The organism is Bradyrhizobium tropiciagri (assembly GCF_018130545.1).
In the GTDB taxonomy this organism is placed as follows: domain Bacteria; phylum Pseudomonadota; class Alphaproteobacteria; order Rhizobiales; family Xanthobacteraceae; genus Bradyrhizobium; species Bradyrhizobium tropiciagri_A.
The window spans coordinates 529,398-548,888 of record NZ_JAFCKF010000003.1 but is presented as its reverse complement, the minus strand read 5'-3'; the positions used below and the strand labels follow the sequence as shown (position 1 = coordinate 548,888).

The following is a 19,491-nucleotide window of genomic DNA, read 5'->3' as shown; positions in this document are numbered from 1 at the left end:
GGCGGGGTGCAAGCGGCAGGTAGTATCGACCTGGCCAAATGTTCGCCGGAGCGGTGCGATTTGTCAATTGCAAGAGGTCGTGATCGCGTACGTCCTCTCGACATTCCGCTGCCAAATCGGCAACCATGGCGGAAGTGCCAGCCGGGAGGACGTCGTCACATGAGCAAGTCGATCAAGACCGAAGCCGAACTCATCGCGATGGCGCGGGCCGAATTGAAGGTGCATGCCGATTGCCCCGACGGCATCGACATCTCCGTGCTGCGCGACGGCGATAGCTGGGAATTCCGCGCCAGCGCCAACGAGGCCACGGTGGCAAGGCCCGGCTATCCCGAATGCGTGGCGATGCTGGTGCAGATCGGCGACCACCTCAGCAAGCAGTATGACGTGAAGGAATAGCCGCGGACGCGGAGCGGGGGATCGATGGACCGCATCGACGCCATGAAGGTCTTCGTCGCGGCGGTTGACGAGGGGAGCCTTGCGGGTGCGGGGCGGAAGCTGCGGCGCTCGCCGGCTGCGGTCAGCCGGGCGATCGCGTTCCTCGAACATCACGTCGGCGCCGAGCTGCTTCATCGCACCACGCGGTCGCTGAAGCTGAGCGATGCCGGGCAGCGCTATGCGGCGGCGTGCCGACGCATCCTCAGCGAGCTCGAGGAGGCGGACATCTCGGCCGGCGGCGAGCGGTCGGCGCCGCGCGGCACGCTGACCATCACCGCGCCCATCGTCGTCGGTGAGGACGTGCTGCGACCGGTGCTCGACGCCTTCATGACGGATCATCCGGCGGTGTCGGTGCGACTCGTGATGCTCGATCGCACCGTCAATCTGATCGACGAGGGCATCGACGTTGCGCTGCGCATCGCCCATCTCGCCGATTCCAATTTCATCGCGATCAAGATCGGCGAGGTGCGCCGCGTGGTCGCGGCCTCGCCGGGCTATCTCGCGCAGCATCCGGTGATCGGAGAGCCGCCTGATCTGGCGAAACATCAGATCATCGCGATGACGCATTTCGGGCTCGACTCCTGGAGCTTTCCGCCGGCCGCGAAGTCGAAGGTCGCGCGCGCGGTGCAGTTCGCGCCGCGGCTGGTCGTCAACACGGTGCGGGCCGCGGTCGCCTCGGCCAGCGAAGGGCGCGGCATCACGCGGCTGTTCTCGTATCACATCGCCGAGGAAATCCGTGACGGGCGGTTGCAGATCCTGCTTGCCGGCGACGAGCCCCCGCCACTGCCGGTGCATCTCCTGGCGCCGCAGGGCCGCTTCGACGTGCCGAAGGTGCGCGCCTTCGTCGATTTCGCGACGCCGCGGCTGAAACGCTACTTCGAGCGGCTGTCGCGCGAGGCCAGCAAGGCTGTTGCCAGTCGTTCGCGCCGCGGAAGAGTGTCTGCCGAATAGCGGGCATTCGCGCGGAATGCGGATGTATCTAGTTTGCTCTCCATCGAGGCGGCGCTGGGTCGCTTCAGCAACTGTTGGAGAGTCATCATGGGTGCAGAGCAGAAGGTCGCAATCGTCACCGGTGCATCGCAGGGCCTCGGCGAGGCCATCGTCAGGGGTTATCGCGACCGCAACTATCGCGTCGTCGCCAACTCGCGCAGCATCAAGCCGTCGTCGGACCCGGACGTTCTGGCCGTGGCGGGCGACATCGGCGATCCAGAGGTTGCCGAGCGCATCGTCAAGCAGGCGCTTGGACGCTTCGGCCGCATCGACACGCTGGTCAACAATGCCGGCATCTTCATCGCCAAGCCGTTCGCCGACTACACCGATCAGGATTACGCTTCGATCCTGGCGACCAACCTCAACGGCTTCTTCTACATCACCCGCCGCGTCGCCAAGGAGATGGTGAAGCAGGGCTCCGGGCACATCGTGCAGATCACGACCAGCCTGGTCGACCACGCCAACAGCAACGTTCCTTCGGTGCTGGCCTCGCTGACCAAGGGCGGTCTGAACGCGGCGACCAAGTCGCTCGCGATCGAATATGCCGCCAAGGGCATTCGCGTGAACGCGGTTTCGCCCGGCGTGATCAAGACGCCGATGCATGCTCCGGAGACCCATGATTTCCTCGCCAAGCTGCATCCGGTGGGACGCATGGGTGAGGCAAAGGACATCGTCGACGCGGTGCTGTTCCTGGAAGGCGCGGGCTTCGTTACGGGCGAGATCTTGCATGTCGACGGCGGCCAGAGCGCCGGTCACTGAAGCACGATCCGGAACTTGTCGTACCAATCGTCACCTCTCCCGATCGGGAGAGGTGGGCCGAGATCGCTGTGAACGATTGCTCCGATCGCAACTAATCATTTGTCCCGAACGGCCGGAGGGCCTACTGCGATGTCCATGTCAGCCAATGTCGATCATCACGGATGTCATCACGCCGCGCCGCATCGCGATGCAGGCGGGCCGCTGTGGCTGTTCGCGGTCGCGGGGCTGTGCGCCTCGCTGGTCGGGCTTGGGCTCGCGCGTTTTGCCTACACGCCGCTGATCCCGGCGCTGATCGCTGCCAAGTGGTTCACGCCGGCGGAAGCGGTCTATCTCGGTGCCGCCAATTTGGCCGGCTATCTCGCCGGAGCATTGATCGCCCGCGATCTCGGCGCGCGGATCGGCTCGGTGTGGGCGCTACGCGGCATGATGCTGCTGGCTGCCGTCACCTGCTTTGCCTGCGCGGTGCCGATCTCCTTCATCTGGTTCTTCGGATTCCGTTTCCTCGCGGGCATCAGTGGTGGCGTGATTATGGTGCTGGCGGCGACCGCGATCCTGCCGCACACAGTGCCGAGCAAGCGTGGCCTGATCGGTGGCGTGATCTTCGCCGGCGTTGGCCTCGGCGTGGCTGCATCAGGCACGCTGGTGCCGCTATTGCTGCAGCAGGGCGTCAAGCAGGCCTGGTACGGCCTTGGCGTGCTGTCGGCGGTGTTGACCCTGATCAGCTGGAAGGCGTGGCCGGCGGACGTGCCTGTCGCGCATGCTGCAGCCGAGCCGCACGTCGCGTCGCACGGCGTGCGCTCACCGCTCGTGATCGCGCTGTGCCTGGAATACGGCCTCAACGCGCTGGCACTGGTGCCGCACATGGTGTTCCTGGTCGATTTCGTGGCCCGCGGCCTCGGGCAGGGGATCGCGGCAGGTTCTTATTACTGGGTGCTGTACGGCATCGGCGCCGTGGTCGGCCCGCTGTTGACCGGACATCTCGCCGATCGCTCCGGCTTCGCTGCGGCGCTGCGCGCGGCTTTCCTGATCGAGGCCATTGCGGTCGCGCTACCCGCCGTGACCACGTCGCCCGTCGCGCTGATCGTGTCGAGCTTGATCGTCGGCGGCTTCACGCCCGGCATCGTGCCGCTGGTGATCGGCCGCATCCACGAGCTGATCCCGCATTCGGCCGCGAGCCAGCGCTCCGCGTGGGCGCAGGCCACCACGACCTTCGCACTGTTCCAGGCGGCGGGCGCGTACGGCCTCTCTTACCTGTTCGCGCAGAGCGGTGGCAATTACGCGCTGTTGTTCGTGATCGGTGCGGCCGGCGTGGCCGTCGCACTGGCGATCGAACTGGTCAGCGTCGCCGCGCTGGGCCGTAAGCCGAGCTAATCGCGCAGCGATTTCGTCAACACAGCGACGAGGCGGTCGACATCGGCCTCGTCGTTGAAGACATGCGGCGAGATCCGCATCCGCCCCAGCCGCAGCGCGACGTGGATGTTCTCGGCGGCAAGCCGCGCGATCAGCTCCTTCGGGATGCCGCCCGCCATGCCGAGGCTCAGGATATGCGGCGCGCGCACGCCCGGCGCCGGCATGTTGAGCTTGAGATCACCGACACCGTCGGCGATCCGTTGGTTCAGCATAGCGACCCGCGCGCTGACGGCAGCGGCCCCCCATTCCGCCATCATCTCCATGCCGATCGAGGCCATCTCCAGCGTGATGAAATGATCGCGCTCGCCCATGTCGTAACGCGTTGCGTTGTCGACATAGCCGAGATCGCCGAAATAGACCGGGTTCTCGGAGTTGACGTTGCGGCGGCCGGCCGAGGTCTGCTCCAGCGGCACACCGTTCTGGTGGCGTTTGGCAACGTAGAGGAAGGCGCGGCCGTAGGGGCCGATCAGCCATTTGTAGGTCGGAAAGATCACCGCGTCCGGATCGAGTTTTGTCACGTCCATCGCCACGACACCGGCGCTCTGCGTCGCATCGATCACGAAGACAGCGCCGTGCCGCCGCAGCGCCGCCTGCACCTTGTCGACGTCGATCAAACCGCCGTCCGACCAGTGCACCGAGGAGATCGAGGCGAGGCCGACCGGCGGCGCGCCTGATCGCTCGATCGTTGCCAGCACCGCCGACGTCCAGTCGCCGTCGGCGGGCTGGCGTACGGTGTCGACGACAAAACCCTGCGCCTCGGCGCGGGTGTGCCATTCCAGCACCGGCGAGGAGTGATCGTTCTCCAGCACGATGACGCGCGTGCCGCGGGGAATGGTCAGCGCCTTCGCCATTGTCGCGACGCCGTAGCTGATCGACGGGATCAGCGCGACGTCGTTCGCGTCGGCGTTGATCAGGCGCGCTGCCGAGTTGCGGGCGCGTTCATGCTGGCGGCCGGCGAAACCGGCGTCGATCGTCCAGGGCTGGCCCTTGCGTCCGACCGCCATGCGGCCGGCGTCGAGCGTCTTCAGCGGCAGGGGGCTGTAGGACGCCGAATTCAGGTAGCAGACCTCACGGGGGATCTCGAACAGATGGCGCTGGGAGGGAAGCATGTCGTCTCGTGGCTGGCATTGCAGATGATGTCGTGATGCGGACGAGCGTGCGGCTCATCCATCATACTGGTCAGGCCCCATCGCCCATGGCGCCTGATCGTAGCCATTGGCGAAGGTGCGGTTGGTCTGTGCTGGATTGCGGTTGACCAGCGGCCGCAGATACATCGGATGGGTGGCGCTGCGCACCTCGTGCTCGACGGTGAACAGGTGCCGGCCATTGGCGGGATCGACGATGTCGCAGAAGCGATACTGGTACTGATTGTCCTCGCGCGAGACCAGATTGCGTTCGCGCAGGCGCTTGTAGGGGCCCGAGAAGTCGGTGATGTAGATCTGGACGTGATGGCCGTCGAACTCGCCTTGCGCTTCATCGGTCTCGCGGAATTGCAGATACTGATCCTTGCCGACCTTGGCGCGCGCGACGACGCCGTCGCCGTTCACGACGCTGGCCGGGATGCCCATGATCTCCGGATAGAACCGGCTGATCGCTTCAGCGGTGCCGCGCGGTACGGCGAATTCGACATAGGGCATGCCGAGCGCGATGCGTCCGAAGCGCTCGGCGTCGGGTTCGTAGCAGCGCAAGCGGTTGCCCCAGGGACAAACAGCTTCGACGTGATCATTGTGCTCACGATAGCTGAACGCGGTGCCTTCGAGCTTCGGCGCGACCGCGGCAAGGCGCGCGAGCAGCGCCTGCCGTCCGGCGATCACGATTGACGTATGGCCGCGCAGTACCTGCTGCTTGCCGCTCGGCAGATGAAACTGGCTGCGGCCGGCATTCACCCACATGTTGCTGTCGGAGACCATCAGATAGGGATCGCGGGTCAGCCCGATGCCGGCGACATAGAACAGCGTGGCGAGGCGCTGGTCGGGCACCTGCACATTGACATGCTCGAGATGGATGGCGTTGCCGAGATCTTCTGCGGCGCGGTCGAATGGCTGCTGCACGGCACGGCTCCCTGGATACGGTGCTGCGCATGATAGTGCAACGGCACCGCCGATCCAGCAGAGAGCCTATGAATGTTTCGCGGGGCTACCCCCCGTAACTCTGCACCAGGCTGCCGGCAACCAAGGCCCAGCCGTCGACCAGCACGAAGAAGATCAGCTTGAACGGCAGCGAGACCACCACCGGCGGCAGCATCATCATGCCCATCGACATCAGGACCGAGGCGACCACGAGGTCGATGATCAGGAACGGCAGGAACAGCAGGAAGCCGATCTCGAAGGCGCGTTTCAGCTCGGAGATCATGAAGGCCGGCACCAGGATGCGCAGCGACATCTCCTCGGGCGTCGCCGGCGGCGGTTCGCCGGAGAGGTCCATGAACAGCTTCAGGTCCTTCTCGCGGACGTTCTTCTGCATGAAGCCGCGCAACGGCACCGAGGCGCGCTGCAATGCCTCCTCGACGCCGATCTGGTTGGCGACCAGCGGCTTGATGCCGTCGTCATAGGATTTCTGCAGTACCGGCCCCATCACGAAGGCGGTGAGGAACATCGCCAGCGCGATCATCACCGAGTTCGGCGGCGCGGTGGCGGTGCCGAGCGCGGTGCGCAGCAGCGACAGCACCACCACGATGCGCGTGAACGACGTCATCATGACCAGGATCGACGGTGCGATCGACAGTACCGTGAGCAGCGCGATCAGCTGGATCGCGCGCTCGGTCACGCCGCCATTGCCGCCGCCGAGGTTGATGCTGATGTCCTGCGCCATCGCCGGATCGGCGAAGGATCCGGCGGCGATCAGGACAGCGATGAAAAAAACTCTACGCGGGACTGTCCCGAACCTCACGAAGGATTCTTCGGTCGGCCGAGCAGCGAGGCCATCTCGTCTTCGAGATTCTCGAAGCCGCTCTTCTGTCCGCCTGGGGGCGGGGCGGGCGGCTCGCTGCGCGGGGCGCGGACCGGCGGCGCCTCGGGGGCAACCGGTGGCGCGACGGTCTCGCCTGCGCCGGTCGGGCGGCGCAATGCCGCCTCGAGCCGCTGTGCCATCTCGGCGAGATTGGCATCGGCGTTCGATGCCGGCGGCGGGGGCGGAGGCGTCTGGGCTGCGATCGGCGGCGGAGCCGGGGGAGGCGGTGGCGGCGGCGTCACGGCACGCTCGGGCGCGCGCAGCGGCGGCGGTGCCTTCGGCGGCTCGGCGGCACGCGGCGGACGCGGAATGGCGGGTTCAGAGCGCTGCGGCAGCCGCGGCGGCATCGGATCGGGCCGCGGCTCGCCGCGCTCGGGCGTGAAGCCGGCCAGCGGATCGCTGCGACGCTCGGCGAGCGGCGGCGGGGGCCGGCGCAGCTCGTCGGCAAAGGAGGGACGCGCCTGACGCGGCGCCGGCTCCGGTTCGGGAAGCTCGAACGTGTCGGAGCGGGCGGCTTCGCTCTCGTTCCAGGCGGCATCCGGCAGCGGTGCCGCGCGCGGTAGCGCAGCCTCGGGCGCAACTGCGGGGCGGCTCGACATCTGATCGCGGCCGGGCATGGCGCGGACGATGTTCGGCTCAACGACGATGTCGGTCGGGCCGCCGATCATCAGGAGATGCTCGATATTGTCGCGGCGGACCAGCACGAGGCGGCGGCGGCCGTCGACGGCGGCGGCGTCGATCACCGCCAGGCGCGGCATGCGTCCGCGGTTGGCATTGGCGCCGAGGCGGTTTCCGGCGAAGCGGCGCACGAGCCATGCGGTGACGCCGATCAGCGCCAGCACGACAACGAATGCCAAGACGAATGTAATGACTTGCATATTGGAGTCCCCGGCCATCGTGGCCTTCCTCAGCTTCCGCCATCAACGAGCGCGGATTGATAGGTGCGGTTTTGCCCAGCGAATCGCGCCCGAGATTCGCCTTATTTCTTAATTCCCAGAGGCTTGTAGCCCACTGTTCTATTAATAAACCAAGAATCGCTTGTCCCAAAACGACTTCTCAGCGCCCCACGCTGTCTTGGTTTGTGCTGGTTAACGCAGCATTCGTGGCGAAAATGCGCTCGCGGGCCGCTGTTGCGGCGTTCTCCACGGCTCCGTCCGATATTTTAACCACCCGTTAACCATACACCGGGCAAATTCTGCCTACCTCGGAAGGCCCATGGGGCGTCCAAGAGGTTAACGGAGCCGCCGCGATGGCCATGAACGATCTCCCGATCCTGTCGGCGTTGCGCACCAAGATGCAGTGGCATCAGGAGCGCCAGCGAGTGCTCGCCGAGAACATTTCCAATTCCGACACGCCGAACTTCCGGCCGCGCGACCTGGTCGAGCCGAAGTTCGACAAGGGCGGGACGGCCGTCGGCGCCGGCATGGGAACGCTGCCGATGATGCAAACCAGCGCCACCCATATGGCGGCGTCCGGCGCGCCCGACAGCTTCGACAATGATCGCGGCAAGAGCGGGTTCCAGACCCGCCCGGCCGGCAACGCGGTCAATCTCGAGGAGCAGATGCTGAAAGTGTCGGCCAACCAGATGGACTTCGCCGCCGCCACCTCGCTCTACAGCAAGAGCCTGCATCTCCTCAAAACCGCGATCGGCAAGGGCTAGGCCATTTAACGGTGGCAGGAGGATCCCATGGCAGATGGAACAAGCGATTTCGCCCGCTCGATGAGCATTGCGACCTCGGGCCTGCGCGCGCAGGCGGGGCGGATGCGGGTGATCTCGGAAAATATCGCCAACGCCGATTCGACGGCGCAGACCGCGGGCGGCGATCCCTACCGCCGCAAGGTGCCGACCTTCTCCTCGGCGCTCGATCGCACGCTGGATGCCCAGGTCGTGACGCTCGGCCGGATTCGCCCCGACCAATCGTCATTCCGGATCAAGCACGAGCCGGGCAATCCGGCGGCGGATGCCTCCGGCAACGTCAAATATCCGAACGTCAATGCGATGGTCGAAATGACCGACATGCGCGACGCCCAGCGCTCCTATGAGGCGAACCTCAACATCATCAGCGCGACGCGGCGGATGATCCAGCGCACGCTCGACATCCTCAAGTCCTGACGCAACAAGAACAGGGAACGTAACTCATGGCTACACCGACAGTCGCCGCCAACGCCTACGCCAGCCTCGCCAGGATGATGGAGCGCGGCGGCGCCGAGAAGGCCAGCCTGGGCGGGCAGGCCGCCGCCGGTCCGTCGTTCAGCGCGCTGCTGAAGGATTCCGTCGGCAGCGTGCTGGAAGCCGGCAAGAAATCCGACGCGCAGACCATGGCGATGGCCTCGGGCAAGGCCAACGTGATGGACGTGGTGACCGCGGTCGCAGACACCGACGTTGCGGTGTCGACGCTGGTCTCGGTCCGCGATCGCGTGATCCAGGCCTATGAAGACATCATGAAGATGCCGATCTGACGCAAACAACCAACCAGCAAGCGAGAACAACAATGACCGGCCCTGAAACTCTCGACGTGGCGCGCGATGCAATCTGGACGATCGTGATCGTGTCGTCGCCCCTGATGGTGGTCGGCCTGGTGGTCGGCGTCGTGGTGTCGCTGTTCCAGGCGCTGACCCAGATCCAGGAACAGACGCTGGTCTTCGTGCCGAAGATCCTCGCGATCTTCGTCACATTGCTGCTGGCGCTGCCGTTCATGGCGGACTCGCTCTCAAGCCACATGATGCGGATTTCGTCGCGAATCATCGGCGGTTGATGCACTAATGCCGCGGTCATGCGCATCGATGTCTCCCTGCTGCCGGCGCTGGCCGCAATCTTCGTGCTGGTCTTCGCGCGCGTGGGCGCGATGGTGATGCTGTTGCCCGGTTTCGGCGAGAGCAACATTCCGGCGCGGGTCAAGCTGTCGATCGCGCTGCTGCTGACGCTCATCATCCTGCCGCTGCATCGCAATGCCTATCATGTCGACCTGACGTCGATCGCCGCACTCGGCGTCCTGATGGTGCATGAGCTCATCATCGGCATCGTGCTCGGCGCCACCGCGCGGGTGACGCTGTCGGCGCTCAACGTCGCGGGCTCGGTGATCGCACAGCAGCTCGGCCTCGGTTTCGTCACCGCCGTCGATCCGACCCAGGGGCAGCAGGGCCAGATCGTCGGCAATTTCCTCACCATCCTCGGCCTGACGCTCCTGTTCGCCACCGACAGTCACTACCTCGTCATCGCGGCGCTGAGCGAGAGCTACCGGATCTTCTCGCCGGGCGAGATCATGCCGACCGGCGACGTCGCCGCGCTCGCGACCTCGGCGTTCTCCGCCGCCTTCAAGATCGGCCTGCAACTGTCGGCGCCGTTCCTGGTGTTCGGCCTGGTCTTCAACATCGGGCTCGGCGTGCTGGCGCGGCTGATGCCGCAGATGCAGGTCTATTTCGTCGGCGTTCCGCTCTCGATCATGGTCGGCTTCCTGATATTCGCCGCCGTGCTCGCGGCGATGATGAGCACCTATTTCGACTACTTCAACGGCGTCATGCGCCAGCTCGCTCCGATGAACTAGGGAGAGAGAGATGGCCGAGGATACCGAAGACAAAACAGAAGACCCTACGCAAAAACGCCTCGACGAAGCCCTTGAGAAAGGCGACGTCGTCAAGAGCCAGGAGGTCAACACCTGGTTCATCATCGCCGGCGCCACGCTGGTGCTGTCGACCTTCTCCAGCTCGATCGGCGGCGGCATCTTGATGCCGCTGCGCAATCTGATCGCCAATTCATGGATGATCCGCACCGACGGTGCGGGCCTGCTCCAACTGACCCAGACGCTCGGCTATGCCGTGGTCGCCGCGATCGGCGTGCCGTTCCTGATGCTGGCGCTGGCCGCGATCGCAGGCAACATGATCCAGCATCAGCTGGTGTGGTCGGGCGAGCAGCTCAAGCCGAAATTCTCCAAGATCTCGCCGGCGGCCGGCTTCAAGCGGCTGTTCGGCAAGCAGGCGGTGGCGAACTTCCTGAAAGGCATCTTCAAGCTGATCGCGCTCGGCGTCGTGATGGTCATGGTGCTGTGGCCCGACCGGATGCGGATGGAATCGTTCCTGCGGGTCGATCCGGCTGAGCTGTTGCCCGCCGTCACCGGCATGACGGTGCACCTGATGGCGGCGGTGGTCGCGATCCTCGCCGCGGTCGCGATTGCCGACTACTTCTTCCAATATCGGACCTGGTACGAGCGTCACAAGATGTCGCTGCAGGAGATGAAGGAGGAGTTCAAGCAGTCGGAAGGCGACCCGCACGTCAAGGGCAGGATCAAGCAGTTGCGGGTCCAGCGCGCCAGGAAGCGCATGATGGCCCAGGTTCCGAAGGCCTCGGTGATCATCACCAACCCGACCCACTTTTCGGTGGCGCTGGCCTACGACCGCAGCATGTCGGCGCCGATCTGCGTCGCCAAGGGCGTCGACGTCCTTGCGTTCAAGATCAGGGAGATCGCCAAGAAGCACGACATTCCGATCGTGGAGAACGTGCCGCTGGCCCGGGCGCTCTATGCGACCGTCGACATCGACAAGGAAATCCCGGTCGAGCACTATCATGCGGTTGCCGAAATCATCGGCTACGTGATGCGGCTGAGGCGCGGCCTGTCCGGCCAGCGTCAGTAAAGGGCGGAAAACCGCTTGAAATGCGCGTAACTTGCGAAATTGCCGCCTGATGGCCTTGCGTTTTCGGGTCCGATTCAGGCACTCAGGGGCAAGGTGGCCGGCCGGTCGCCTTCGTGATGCAGACGAGCCATGTCTCTCCAGATGACCGCCGATAGCAACGATACTCCCGCGGCCGAGCCGTTTGTGGCCCACGGGCCAGCGCGGCGCAGCGGCAGCATCCTGCTGGTGGTCCTGATCGCCATCGGCATCGTCGCTCTGGCGGTCTGGCTGATGACGATCGGCCGCACCCAGGCACAGCCCTATATCCTCGCCGTGCTGGCGCTGCTCGCCACCGTCGGCCTGTTCAACCTGTTCGCACTGGCCGCCGGCATTATCCGCTTCTCCGACCGCACCGCCGACGACCCGGTGATGGCGCGGATCGCCGACCAGGCCCAGGAAGGGCTCGTCGTCACCGACTCCCGCGGCCATGTGGTCTATTCCAATGCCGCCTATCTGACGCTGACCGGCGCGGCCGGGCCGCAGGACGTCCGTCCGGTCGAGCGCGTCTTCATCGGCAATCCCGATGTCTCCGAGGCGGTGTTCCGCCTCCTGAAGGCGGCGCGCGAGGGCAAGCGACAGCAGGAGGAGGTTCGCATCGCCGGCCATGAGGCCGGGCAGGGTGGTGGACAAGGCCGCTGGCTGCGGCTGCGGGTCCGCCCGCTCGGCGAGGGCAAGCGCGATGCGAGATACGCGGTGTGGTCGATCGCCGACATCACCCGCGACCGCGAGCGCCAGGAAGACGTGTTCCAGGAGCTGCGGCACGCGATCGAATATCTCGATCACGCGCCGTGCGGCTTCTTCTCGGTCAATCCGGCCGGCGAGATCGCCTATGTCAACGCCACGCTCGCCAACTGGCTGGACTACGACCTGGCCGAGATCGGTTCGGGCGGACTGAAGCTGACCGACATCGTCTCGGGCGATGGCGCGGCCTTGTTGACCTCGATTGCGGCGGTGCCGGGCGAGGTCAAGACCGAGGTGTTCGATATCGATCTGCGCATGCGCGGCGGCAAGACCGTGCCGGTGCGGCTCTATCATAAGCTCGCCTTCGGCGCCGATGGCGCGGCGGGCGCCTCGCGCACGCTGGTGATCAGCCGCGCCCGCGACGAGCGTTCCGATCCGGAGCGCGCCGCCGAGGTGCGCTTCATGCGCTTCTTCGACCACACGCCGATGGCGATCGCGACCGTCGATCGCGGCGGCAATGTGGTCGGCGCCAATGCGCGCTATGCCAAGCTGGCACAGGGGCTCAATGGTGACGGCGGGGCCGCCAAGTCGATCTTCCGCGCAGTCAGTCCGCGCGACCGCGGCCTCCTGATCGCTGCGATCAACCAGGCCGCCGAGGGCCAGGGCGATATCGCACCGGTCGAGGTGATGCTCGACGGGCCCAAGGAGCGTTTCGCCCAGTTCTTCGTCACGACCATCGAGAAGGACGAGCGCGACGCCGAGACCGCGATCGTCTACATGCTCGAGATCACCGAGCGGCGCGCGCTGGAAAACCAGATCAACCAGTCGCAAAAGATGGAGATGGTCGGCCAGCTCGCCGGCGGCATCGCGCACGACTTCAACAACGTGCTGTCGGCCATCATGATGGCCAACGACTTCCTGCTGAACGCGCACAAGCCGACCGATCCGTCGTTCCAGGACATCATGCAGATCAAGCAGAACGCCACCCGCGCTGCGACGCTGGTGCGGCAGCTGCTCGCGTTCTCGCGTCGCCAGACGTTGCGGCCGCAGGTGCTCGATCTCGGCGATGCATTGAGCGACCTCACCATGCTGCTGCGCCGGCTGATCGGCGAGAAGGTCAAGCTCGATCTCGTGCATGGCCGCGATTTGTGGCCGGTGAAGGTCGACGTCTCGCAATTCGAGCAGGTGGTGGTCAACCTCGCCGTGAACGCGCGCGACGCGATGCCCGACGGCGGCAAGCTGATCATCCGCACCGCCAATGTGTCGACCGAGGAAGCCGCCCAGCTCGCCAACAAGGGCATGCCGGCAGCGGACTATGTGAAGATCGAGATTGCGGACACCGGCACCGGCATTCCGCACGAGATCATCGACAAGATCTTCGAGCCGTTCTTCTCGACCAAGGAGGTCGGCAAGGGCACCGGTCTCGGCCTGTCGACGGTCTACGGCATCGTCAAGCAGACCGGCGGCTTCGTCTATGTCGATTCCGTGCCCGGCGGCGGCACCACGTTCCGGATCTATCTGCCGCGGCACCACCAGGAGCAGGAGGTCGCATCGGAGGCGCAGGCCGGTAACGGCGCGGCAAAGGAAGCCTCCGCTGCCGAGGCGGTCAAGCCGAAGCCCGATCTCACCGGGCAGGGCACCATCCTGCTGGTCGAGGACGAGGACGGGCTGCGCTCGCTGAATGCGCGCGGTCTGCGCTCACGCGGCTACAGCGTGATCGAGGCGGCCAACGGCGTCGAGGCGCTGGAGGCGTTCGAGGAGAAGAACGGTGCCGTCGATCTCGTCGTCTCCGACGTCGTGATGCCGGAGATGGACGGGCCGACGCTGCTGAAGGAAATGCGCAGCCGCAACGCTGAGCTGAAGATCATCTTCGTCTCCGGCTATGCCGAGGATGCGTTCGAGAAGAGCCTGCCGGAAAACCAGCAGTTCGCGTTCCTGCCGAAACCGTTCACACTGACCCAGCTGGTTGCCGCGGTGAAGGAGACCATGACGGCGAACTAGCCGCGCAGCACGGGCTCGTTTCCTCGCAGCTGCGAGGCGAAGTTCCGCTGCGGCTGCGGTTGAAATTGGGCCTCATCTCGCGCTAGGACGCCCCGTCGCATTCTCAAGGACCATAGTGTCACATCGCCGCGACCGAGGGCCGCAGCCGCGGTTCCCGTTTCCCGCTTCACTTTTATCAGGCCCTGCCCATCTTAGGGGCGTTTCCCCATGCCGGGGAATCCTTGAGGAAACCAACATGAATTTCTCGCAACGCACGCGTGGAATTGTTCGGGCGATCGCCGTCGCGATGGCGCTGGCGCTGCCCGTGATGATGACCGTTTCGGCGGCCGACGCCCGCGTTGGCGGTGGCGGCTCGCGTGGCTCGCGGACGTTCTCCGCGCCGCCCTCGACCAACACCGCGCCGGGCTCGGTCGCGCCGATGAACCGGACCTTCAGCCAGCCCGGTAGCCCGGGCATGAGCTCGCCGGCGGCGGCGAATTCCGGCGGCCTGTTCGGCCGCGGCGGAATGGGCCGTGGCCTGCTCGGCGGCCTGGCTGCGGGCTTCCTTGGCGCCGGCCTGTTCGGCATGCTGTTCGGCGGCGGCCTGTTCTCGGGTCTCGGCGGGTTGTCGTCGATGCTCGGCCTGCTGCTGCAGATCGGTCTGATCGTGCTCGTGGTCCGGCTCGCGATGTCGTGGTGGCAGCGCCGCAATCAGCCGGCTGCCGCGTACGCGAGCGGACCCGACGTCGGCCCCGGTCCGCAGGGCAACGCTCGCTCGGGCTTCGGCTTCGGCCTGGGCGGCGGATCGAACGCGCCGGTCGAGATCGCGCCCGCCGACTACGAGACGTTCGAGCGGCTGCTCGGCGACATCCAGGCCGCGTGGTCGAACGAGGACATTGCGAAGCTGCACACGCTCGCGACGCCGGAGATGGTGTCGTATTTCTCGAAGGATCTCGAGGAGAACAAGGCGCGCAACGTCACCAACAAGACGTCCAATGTGAAGCTCTTGCAGGGCGACCTCGCGGAAGCCTGGCGCGAAGGCGACAGCGAATATGCGACGGTTGCGATGCGCTATTCGCTGGTCGACGTCATGCTCGAGCGGGGCACCGGGCGCCAGGTCTCCGGCACCGGGCAGCCGGAGGAGATCACGGAGGTCTGGACCTTCGTCCGCCAGCGCGGCGGCAATTGGGAGCTCTCGGCGATCCAGCAGACCAACTGATCGATTGCCTGAGATGACGAATACAAAGCGCCGCGGCATCAACCGCGGCGCTTTTGCTTTGTGCGCCTCATTCGCGGGGCGCTGCGCCGGAATATCCGGACGGCCGGCGGGTTGATGTCAGCGGGCCAAAACAACCATCGGGAGGATTGAGATGAAGTTCATTACGCCGTTCGCGATTCCCGCCTGTCTTGCGTTCGTCGTGCTGGCCGTGCCGCCGGCAGCGGCGCAGACCGCCGACACCAGTTTCTTCGTCACCAGCAACGGTATCGGCAATGGCGGCAATCTTGGCGGCCTCGCCGGTGCCGACAACCATTGCCAGACCCTGGCGCAGGCCGCGGGCTTCGGCGCGCCCAAGACCTGGCGCGCCTATCTCTCGACCCAGGCGGCCGACGGCAAGCCCGCGGTGAATGCGCGCGATCGGATCGGCAAGGGACCGTGGAAGAACGTGAAGGGCGTCGTGATCGCCAAGGACGTCGCCGACCTGCACAGCGCCGGCAACAATCTCACCAAGCAGACCGCGCTGTCGGAGAAGGGCGAGGTCCTCAACGGGGCCGGCGACACGCCGAACCGTCACGACGTGCTGACGGGATCGCAGGCGGACGGGACGGCGTTCGCGGCCGGCGAGGATCGCACCTGCAAGAACTGGACGAGCAGCACACAGGGTGCGGCCATGGTCGGACATTTCGACCGCAAGGGCCTGCGCGACGACGAGCCGTCGAAATCCTGGAACACGTCGCATCCCTCGCGCGGCCCGGACGGCGGCTGCTCGCAGGCTGATCTGAAGAGCACCGGCGGCGACGGTCTGCTGTACTGCTTCGCGGCGAATTGACGGGGAGCGGGAACTTGCGTCTGCTGCGTCATTGCGAGGAGCAATAGCGACGAAGCAATCCATCTATCCGCGCATGCGGTGCGATGGATTGCTTCGCGGAGCCTGTCATCGGGCGCGCGTTCGCGCGACCCGTTGGCTCGCAATGACGGAAGTCGCTCAGCCCTTTTTGCGCTTGGCCGTCTTCTTGGCGGTCTTCTTTGCCGTCTTCTTCGCGGTTTTCTTCGCCGCCTTCTTTTTCTTGGCGGTTTTCTTTTTCGCGGCGAAGTAGGCCTCGACCTTCTTCGAGGAATGTCCGACCTCGTCCACCGCCGCCTTCAGCCGGGCAGGGGTCACCTTGAACTTCTTCGACCAGTAGCGGACCTCGTAGGGCTGGCTCATCGCGATCAGCGCGCGGTCGGCGGCCTTGTGGCGCTGCTCCTTGAAATAGGCTTCCACTTTCCTGGCGGAATGCCCGACCTTCTTGACGGCGGCCTTGAGCTTGGCCGGCGTGACCTTGAACTTCTTGGACCAGTAAGCAACTTCGTAGGACTCGCTCAATGCGATCAGGGCGCGATCCTGTGCGCCCCGCTTCTTCTTGTTGTCGGCCATCAGATGATCCTTCATCGAAGATTCCACGCTGGAACCTTAGCAGTCGCCGCGAGGTTCGCACAGACGGACTGCGTGAGGTGGACGATCTGACGACGGCATGGTTACGATCGACGTTGCGCGAAGCGATGCGGTGAAGTTTTTGGAGATAAGTGCATGCACTATCAGCTTTACTACTGGCCGATGGTCCAGGGGCGCGGCGAATATGTCCGCCTCGCGCTCGAGGATGCGGGCGCGGATTATACCGATGCCGCGCGGGCTAAGGGCGGCACGGGTGCGATGATGAAGATGATGGACGCGCACAAGGGCACGCCGCCGTTCGCGCCGCCGTTCCTCAAGGCCGGCCAACTCGTGATGGGGCAGACCGCCAACATCCTGCTCTATCTCGGCGCGCGCCACGGGCTGGCACCGAAGGCCGAGGCGGGAAAGCTCTGGGTGCACCAGCTGCAGCTGACGATCACGGACTTCGTGCTGGAGGTCCATGACACCCATCATCCGCTCGGTCCGTCGCTGTACTACGAGGACCAGAAGGCGCCGGCGAAGAAGCGCACCGCGGAGTTCTGGGATTCGCGGGTGCCGAAATATCTCGGCTATTTTGAGGATCTGGTGCAGGCCAATGGCGGCGCCTTCGTCACCGGCCGCCGGCTGACCTATGTCGACCTGTCGCTGTTCCAGATCGTGGAAGGCCTGCGCTACGCGTTTCCGAAGCGGATGGCCGCGTTCGAAAAGAAAGTGCCGCGCCTGATCGCGCTGCGCGATCGCGTCGCCGAGCGGCCGAACATCAAGGCCTATCTGGCGAGCGCGCGGCGGATTCCGTTCAACGAGGAGGGGATCTTTCGGCGCTACAAGGCGCTGGATTTGTAGGTACCGGTGCTCGAGCTCGTTGCCTCGTCATGCCCGGGCTTGACCCGGCCATCCCTGTCTTTGCCTCCAGATGATGGATGCCCGGGTCAAGCCCGGGCATGACGAGGAGAGAGCGCTATCTGCTTCGCCCATCCACCGGGGTCATCGCGATCTTCGACAGATCGACGCCGTCGATGCAGCTGACATTGAGGGCCACGATGTCGCTGCCATCGGGCTTGTTGCCGCGCGCGAACACGTCGACGCCGCAATCGACGCAGAGCTGGTGGCGGATCGCATGGCGGTTGAAGAGATATTCCTTCAGGTTCTCGGCGCCGGCGCGGAGCTGGAAGCTCGTCGGCGGCATGAACACGAAATGCAGGCCCTTTTTGGTGCAGATCGAGCAATTGCAGGCGGTCACCATGGCCATGTCGGTGGTGCATTCGAAGCGGACCTGGCCGCAGTGGCAGCCGCCGGTGTAGGTCTTGCTGTCTGCCATGATGGTCCCTCACCACAGTCCAGGCACGAGGCGATAGCGCACCCGTGCCGCATAGTCGGCATAGCCCGACAACCCCGCCACCAGCGTGCGTTCCTCGATCCCGGTGCGGAACGCGAACATCGCGAAGAACACCGGCACGAAGGCGAGGCCCCACCATGAGCCGAGCGTCAACGGCACGCCGATGAAGAACAGCATCACGCTCGTATACATGGGATGGCGGACCAGCGCGTAGGGACCGGTTGAGATCACGTGATGGTGGCGCTCGGTCTGCACCTTCACGACCGGTGCTGCGAACGAATTGGTGCGGAACACCCACAGGATCAGCACGGTCGAGAGCAGATACAGCGCAAGCCCGAGCACGATCAGCGCCACGCCGGCATTGGCGCCGCCAAAGCGGCGATCGAGCCCCATCGCGACGAACCAGAGCACCGCAACGACCAGGAACACCAGCATGAAGCGCTTGTCTTCAGTGGGTTGCCCCTCACGCGCGGTGAGCCGCATGCGCTCGGCCAGCAAGCCGGGATCGACCTTGGCGAGCCACAGTCCGCAGGCCGGGCCGATCAGCGCCGAGGCGATCAGATAGGCCCACGCGCCGGGCCAGTGCAGCGTGCCGGCGAAGGTAAACAGCAGCGCGGCCATCGCGATCACGAAGAAGGTGTTTTGCAGGAGGAGCTTAGCGATCATGGTCGCCTCCGCGATTCCAGCAGCGATTATCGCACTGTTTCCCGGCAAAACATGCGGCCGCGATCATCAACTTTCGGAGCAGGCGAGGCGTTCCCGCGGCGCGACCGCATCGCCTCTGCATTGACAATCGTATAAGCAATTGCTTATATATTGCCATGACCGCGGCCATGCAGCTGACCAATGTGCTCAAGACCCTCGCCGACCCGACGCGGCGAGCGGTGTTCGAGCGGATCATCCGGGAAGGCGAGATCGCCGCGACCGGGCTGGTGCAGGGCTCAAAGGTGTCGCAGCCGGCAGTGTCGCAACATCTGCGCGCGCTGCGCGACGCCGGGCTCGTCGCCGAGCGGCGCGAGGGCCGGCATATCCACTATCGCGTCGCGCCGAAGGGGTTGAGCCCGCTGATCGATTGGCTCGGCCATTACGAATCGTTCTGGGCGGAGCGCTTCGCAAATCTGGAAAAATTGTTGAAGGAGAGTGAGTGATGGGTGAGACGCACGCGATCACGGTCGAGAAGGTGCTGCCTTACGCCGCCGACAGGATCTGGCGGACGCTGACCACGAGCGAGCTGCTGATGAAATGGCTGATGCCGAACGATTTTCAGCCGCGCGTCGGACACCGCTTCAACTTCCGCACCAAGCCGATCGGCGACTGGGACGGCGTCGTGTATTGCGAGGTGCTGGATTGCGATCCGCCGCGCCTGCTGCGCTATTCCTGGAAGGGCGGCGCCGACACCAATCCGGACTACGGCTCGAAGCTCGACTCGGTGGTCACCTGGACGCTGACGCCGGTCGAGGGCGGCACGCAGGTCCGCATGGTGCATGACGGCTTCGTGTTCCCCGGCAACCGCTTCGCCTTCGACATGATGAGCCCAGGTTGGGGCAGGATCGTCGACGCGATCGGGCGGGTCACCGCGGAAGCCTAGAGCACTTTCCGTTCCGATTGAATCGGAACGGAGTGCTCCAG

Annotated in this window: 23 protein-coding genes; 16 read left to right on the top strand and 7 right to left on the bottom strand. The window is 65.3% G+C overall.

Translation table 11 applies throughout. From position 1 onward, the window contains the following. Positions 1 to 159: 159 nt before the first annotated feature. The 4 genes from JQ616_RS15365 to JQ616_RS15350 all read left to right on the top strand — a co-directional run bounded on the left by JQ616_RS15365 (position 160) and on the right by JQ616_RS15350 (position 3,555). Positions 160 to 396: a hypothetical protein gene (locus JQ616_RS15365; RefSeq protein WP_212015569.1), complete on the top strand. Its 237-nt coding sequence runs from the start codon at positions 160 to 162 to the stop codon at positions 394 to 396. Positions 397 to 420: 24 nt separating this feature from the next. Next, a complete protein-coding gene (locus JQ616_RS15360; RefSeq protein WP_212015568.1) occupies positions 421 to 1,386 on the top strand; it encodes a LysR family transcriptional regulator in 966 nt (321 codons plus the stop codon). 87 nt (positions 1,387 to 1,473) lie between these two features. Beyond that, entirely contained in the window at positions 1,474 to 2,184 is a 711-nt protein-coding gene (locus JQ616_RS15355; RefSeq protein ID WP_212015567.1) for an SDR family NAD(P)-dependent oxidoreductase, read from the top strand. A gap of 129 nt (positions 2,185 to 2,313) precedes the next feature. Further along, positions 2,314 to 3,555, top strand: a complete 1,242-nt coding sequence (locus JQ616_RS15350; RefSeq protein WP_249136801.1) for a YbfB/YjiJ family MFS transporter — start codon at positions 2,314 to 2,316, stop codon at positions 3,553 to 3,555. Here JQ616_RS15350 and JQ616_RS15345 read toward each other — a convergent pair. The 4 genes from JQ616_RS15345 to JQ616_RS15330 all read right to left on the bottom strand — a co-directional run bounded on the left by JQ616_RS15345 (position 3,552) and on the right by JQ616_RS15330 (position 7,421). Then, entirely contained in the window at positions 3,552 to 4,703 is a 1,152-nt protein-coding gene (locus JQ616_RS15345; RefSeq protein ID WP_212015566.1) for an aminotransferase class V-fold PLP-dependent enzyme, read from the bottom strand. The genes JQ616_RS15350 and JQ616_RS15345 overlap by 4 nt on opposite strands. A gap of 54 nt (positions 4,704 to 4,757) precedes the next feature. Further along, a complete protein-coding gene (locus JQ616_RS15340) occupies positions 4,758 to 5,645 on the bottom strand; it encodes a hypothetical protein (RefSeq protein WP_212015565.1) in 888 nt (295 codons plus the stop codon). Positions 5,646 to 5,730: 85 nt separating this feature from the next. Further along, positions 5,731 to 6,483 (bottom strand): flagellar type III secretion system pore protein FliP, encoded by a 753-nt coding sequence (gene fliP / locus JQ616_RS15335; protein WP_212015564.1) that lies wholly within the window; start codon positions 6,481 to 6,483, stop codon positions 5,731 to 5,733. Further along, positions 6,480 to 7,421 carry a flagellar biosynthetic protein FliO gene (locus tag JQ616_RS15330; RefSeq protein ID WP_212015563.1) on the bottom strand — a complete coding sequence of 314 codons (942 nt, stop codon included), beginning with the start codon at positions 7,419 to 7,421 and terminating at the stop codon, positions 6,480 to 6,482. Before JQ616_RS15330 ends, fliP begins: the two co-directional genes overlap by 4 nt. 371 nt (positions 7,422 to 7,792) lie before the next feature. Here JQ616_RS15330 and flgB point away from each other — a divergent pair, with 371 nt between their 5' ends. From flgB to JQ616_RS15285, 9 genes are all read left to right on the top strand, one after another. Continuing rightward, positions 7,793 to 8,203 carry a flagellar basal body rod protein FlgB gene (gene flgB / locus JQ616_RS15325; RefSeq protein WP_212015561.1) on the top strand — a complete coding sequence of 137 codons (411 nt, stop codon included), beginning with the start codon at positions 7,793 to 7,795 and terminating at the stop codon, positions 8,201 to 8,203. Positions 8,204 to 8,230: 27 nt separating this feature from the next. After that, the gene (flgC, locus tag JQ616_RS15320; RefSeq protein ID WP_212015560.1) at positions 8,231 to 8,656 is read left to right on the top strand and encodes a flagellar basal body rod protein FlgC; all 426 of its coding nucleotides are present in this window, start codon (positions 8,231 to 8,233) and stop codon (positions 8,654 to 8,656) included. Positions 8,657 to 8,682: 26 nt separating this feature from the next. Then, positions 8,683 to 9,003 (top strand): flagellar hook-basal body complex protein FliE, encoded by a 321-nt coding sequence (fliE, locus tag JQ616_RS15315; protein ID WP_212015559.1) that lies wholly within the window; start codon positions 8,683 to 8,685, stop codon positions 9,001 to 9,003. Between the two features lie 32 nt (positions 9,004 to 9,035). Continuing rightward, positions 9,036 to 9,299: a flagellar biosynthesis protein FliQ gene (gene fliQ / locus JQ616_RS15310; RefSeq protein WP_021077937.1), complete on the top strand. Its 264-nt coding sequence runs from the start codon at positions 9,036 to 9,038 to the stop codon at positions 9,297 to 9,299. Between the two features lie 18 nt (positions 9,300 to 9,317). Further along, positions 9,318 to 10,088, top strand: coding sequence for a flagellar biosynthetic protein FliR (fliR, locus tag JQ616_RS15305; protein ID WP_212015558.1), 771 nt, complete (start codon positions 9,318 to 9,320; stop codon positions 10,086 to 10,088). Positions 10,089 to 10,098: 10 nt separating this feature from the next. Beyond that, positions 10,099 to 11,172, top strand: coding sequence for a flagellar biosynthesis protein FlhB (flhB, locus tag JQ616_RS15300; protein ID WP_212015557.1), 1,074 nt, complete (start codon positions 10,099 to 10,101; stop codon positions 11,170 to 11,172). A 141-nt stretch (positions 11,173 to 11,313) separates the two neighbouring features. After that, a complete protein-coding gene (cckA, locus tag JQ616_RS15295; protein ID WP_212016318.1) occupies positions 11,314 to 13,893 on the top strand; it encodes a cell cycle histidine kinase CckA in 2,580 nt (859 codons plus the stop codon). Between the two features lie 235 nt (positions 13,894 to 14,128). Continuing rightward, entirely contained in the window at positions 14,129 to 15,091 is a 963-nt protein-coding gene (locus tag JQ616_RS15290; protein ID WP_212015556.1) for a Tim44 domain-containing protein, read from the top strand. Between the two features lie 151 nt (positions 15,092 to 15,242). Next, positions 15,243 to 15,920, top strand: coding sequence for a lectin (locus JQ616_RS15285; protein ID WP_212015555.1), 678 nt, complete (start codon positions 15,243 to 15,245; stop codon positions 15,918 to 15,920). A gap of 156 nt (positions 15,921 to 16,076) precedes the next feature. On the opposite strand, the gene JQ616_RS15280 is transcribed toward JQ616_RS15285, so the two are convergent. Further along, positions 16,077 to 16,508 (bottom strand): DUF3606 domain-containing protein, encoded by a 432-nt coding sequence (locus JQ616_RS15280; RefSeq protein WP_212016317.1) that lies wholly within the window; start codon positions 16,506 to 16,508, stop codon positions 16,077 to 16,079. A gap of 153 nt (positions 16,509 to 16,661) precedes the next feature. Here JQ616_RS15280 and JQ616_RS15275 point away from each other — a divergent pair, with 153 nt between their 5' ends. Beyond that, positions 16,662 to 17,369 carry a glutathione S-transferase gene (locus JQ616_RS15275; protein WP_212015553.1) on the top strand — a complete coding sequence of 236 codons (708 nt, stop codon included), beginning with the start codon at positions 16,662 to 16,664 and terminating at the stop codon, positions 17,367 to 17,369. 115 nt (positions 17,370 to 17,484) lie between these two features. On the opposite strand, the gene JQ616_RS15270 is transcribed toward JQ616_RS15275, so the two are convergent. Beyond that, the gene (locus JQ616_RS15270; protein WP_212015551.1) at positions 17,485 to 17,844 is read right to left on the bottom strand and encodes a GFA family protein; all 360 of its coding nucleotides are present in this window, start codon (positions 17,842 to 17,844) and stop codon (positions 17,485 to 17,487) included. 9 nt (positions 17,845 to 17,853) lie between these two features. Further along, positions 17,854 to 18,528, bottom strand: coding sequence for a methyltransferase family protein (locus JQ616_RS15265; protein ID WP_212015549.1), 675 nt, complete (start codon positions 18,526 to 18,528; stop codon positions 17,854 to 17,856). A 155-nt stretch (positions 18,529 to 18,683) separates the two neighbouring features. Between JQ616_RS15265 and JQ616_RS15260 the strand changes: the two genes are divergently transcribed. Both JQ616_RS15260 and JQ616_RS15255 read left to right on the top strand, forming a co-directional pair. Further along, positions 18,684 to 19,010: an ArsR/SmtB family transcription factor gene (locus JQ616_RS15260; RefSeq protein WP_212015547.1), complete on the top strand. Its 327-nt coding sequence runs from the start codon at positions 18,684 to 18,686 to the stop codon at positions 19,008 to 19,010. Then, entirely contained in the window at positions 19,010 to 19,450 is a 441-nt protein-coding gene (locus JQ616_RS15255; RefSeq protein ID WP_212015545.1) for an SRPBCC family protein, read from the top strand. The genes JQ616_RS15260 and JQ616_RS15255 overlap by 1 nt, the downstream gene beginning before the upstream one ends. Positions 19,451 to 19,491 lie beyond the last annotated feature (41 nt).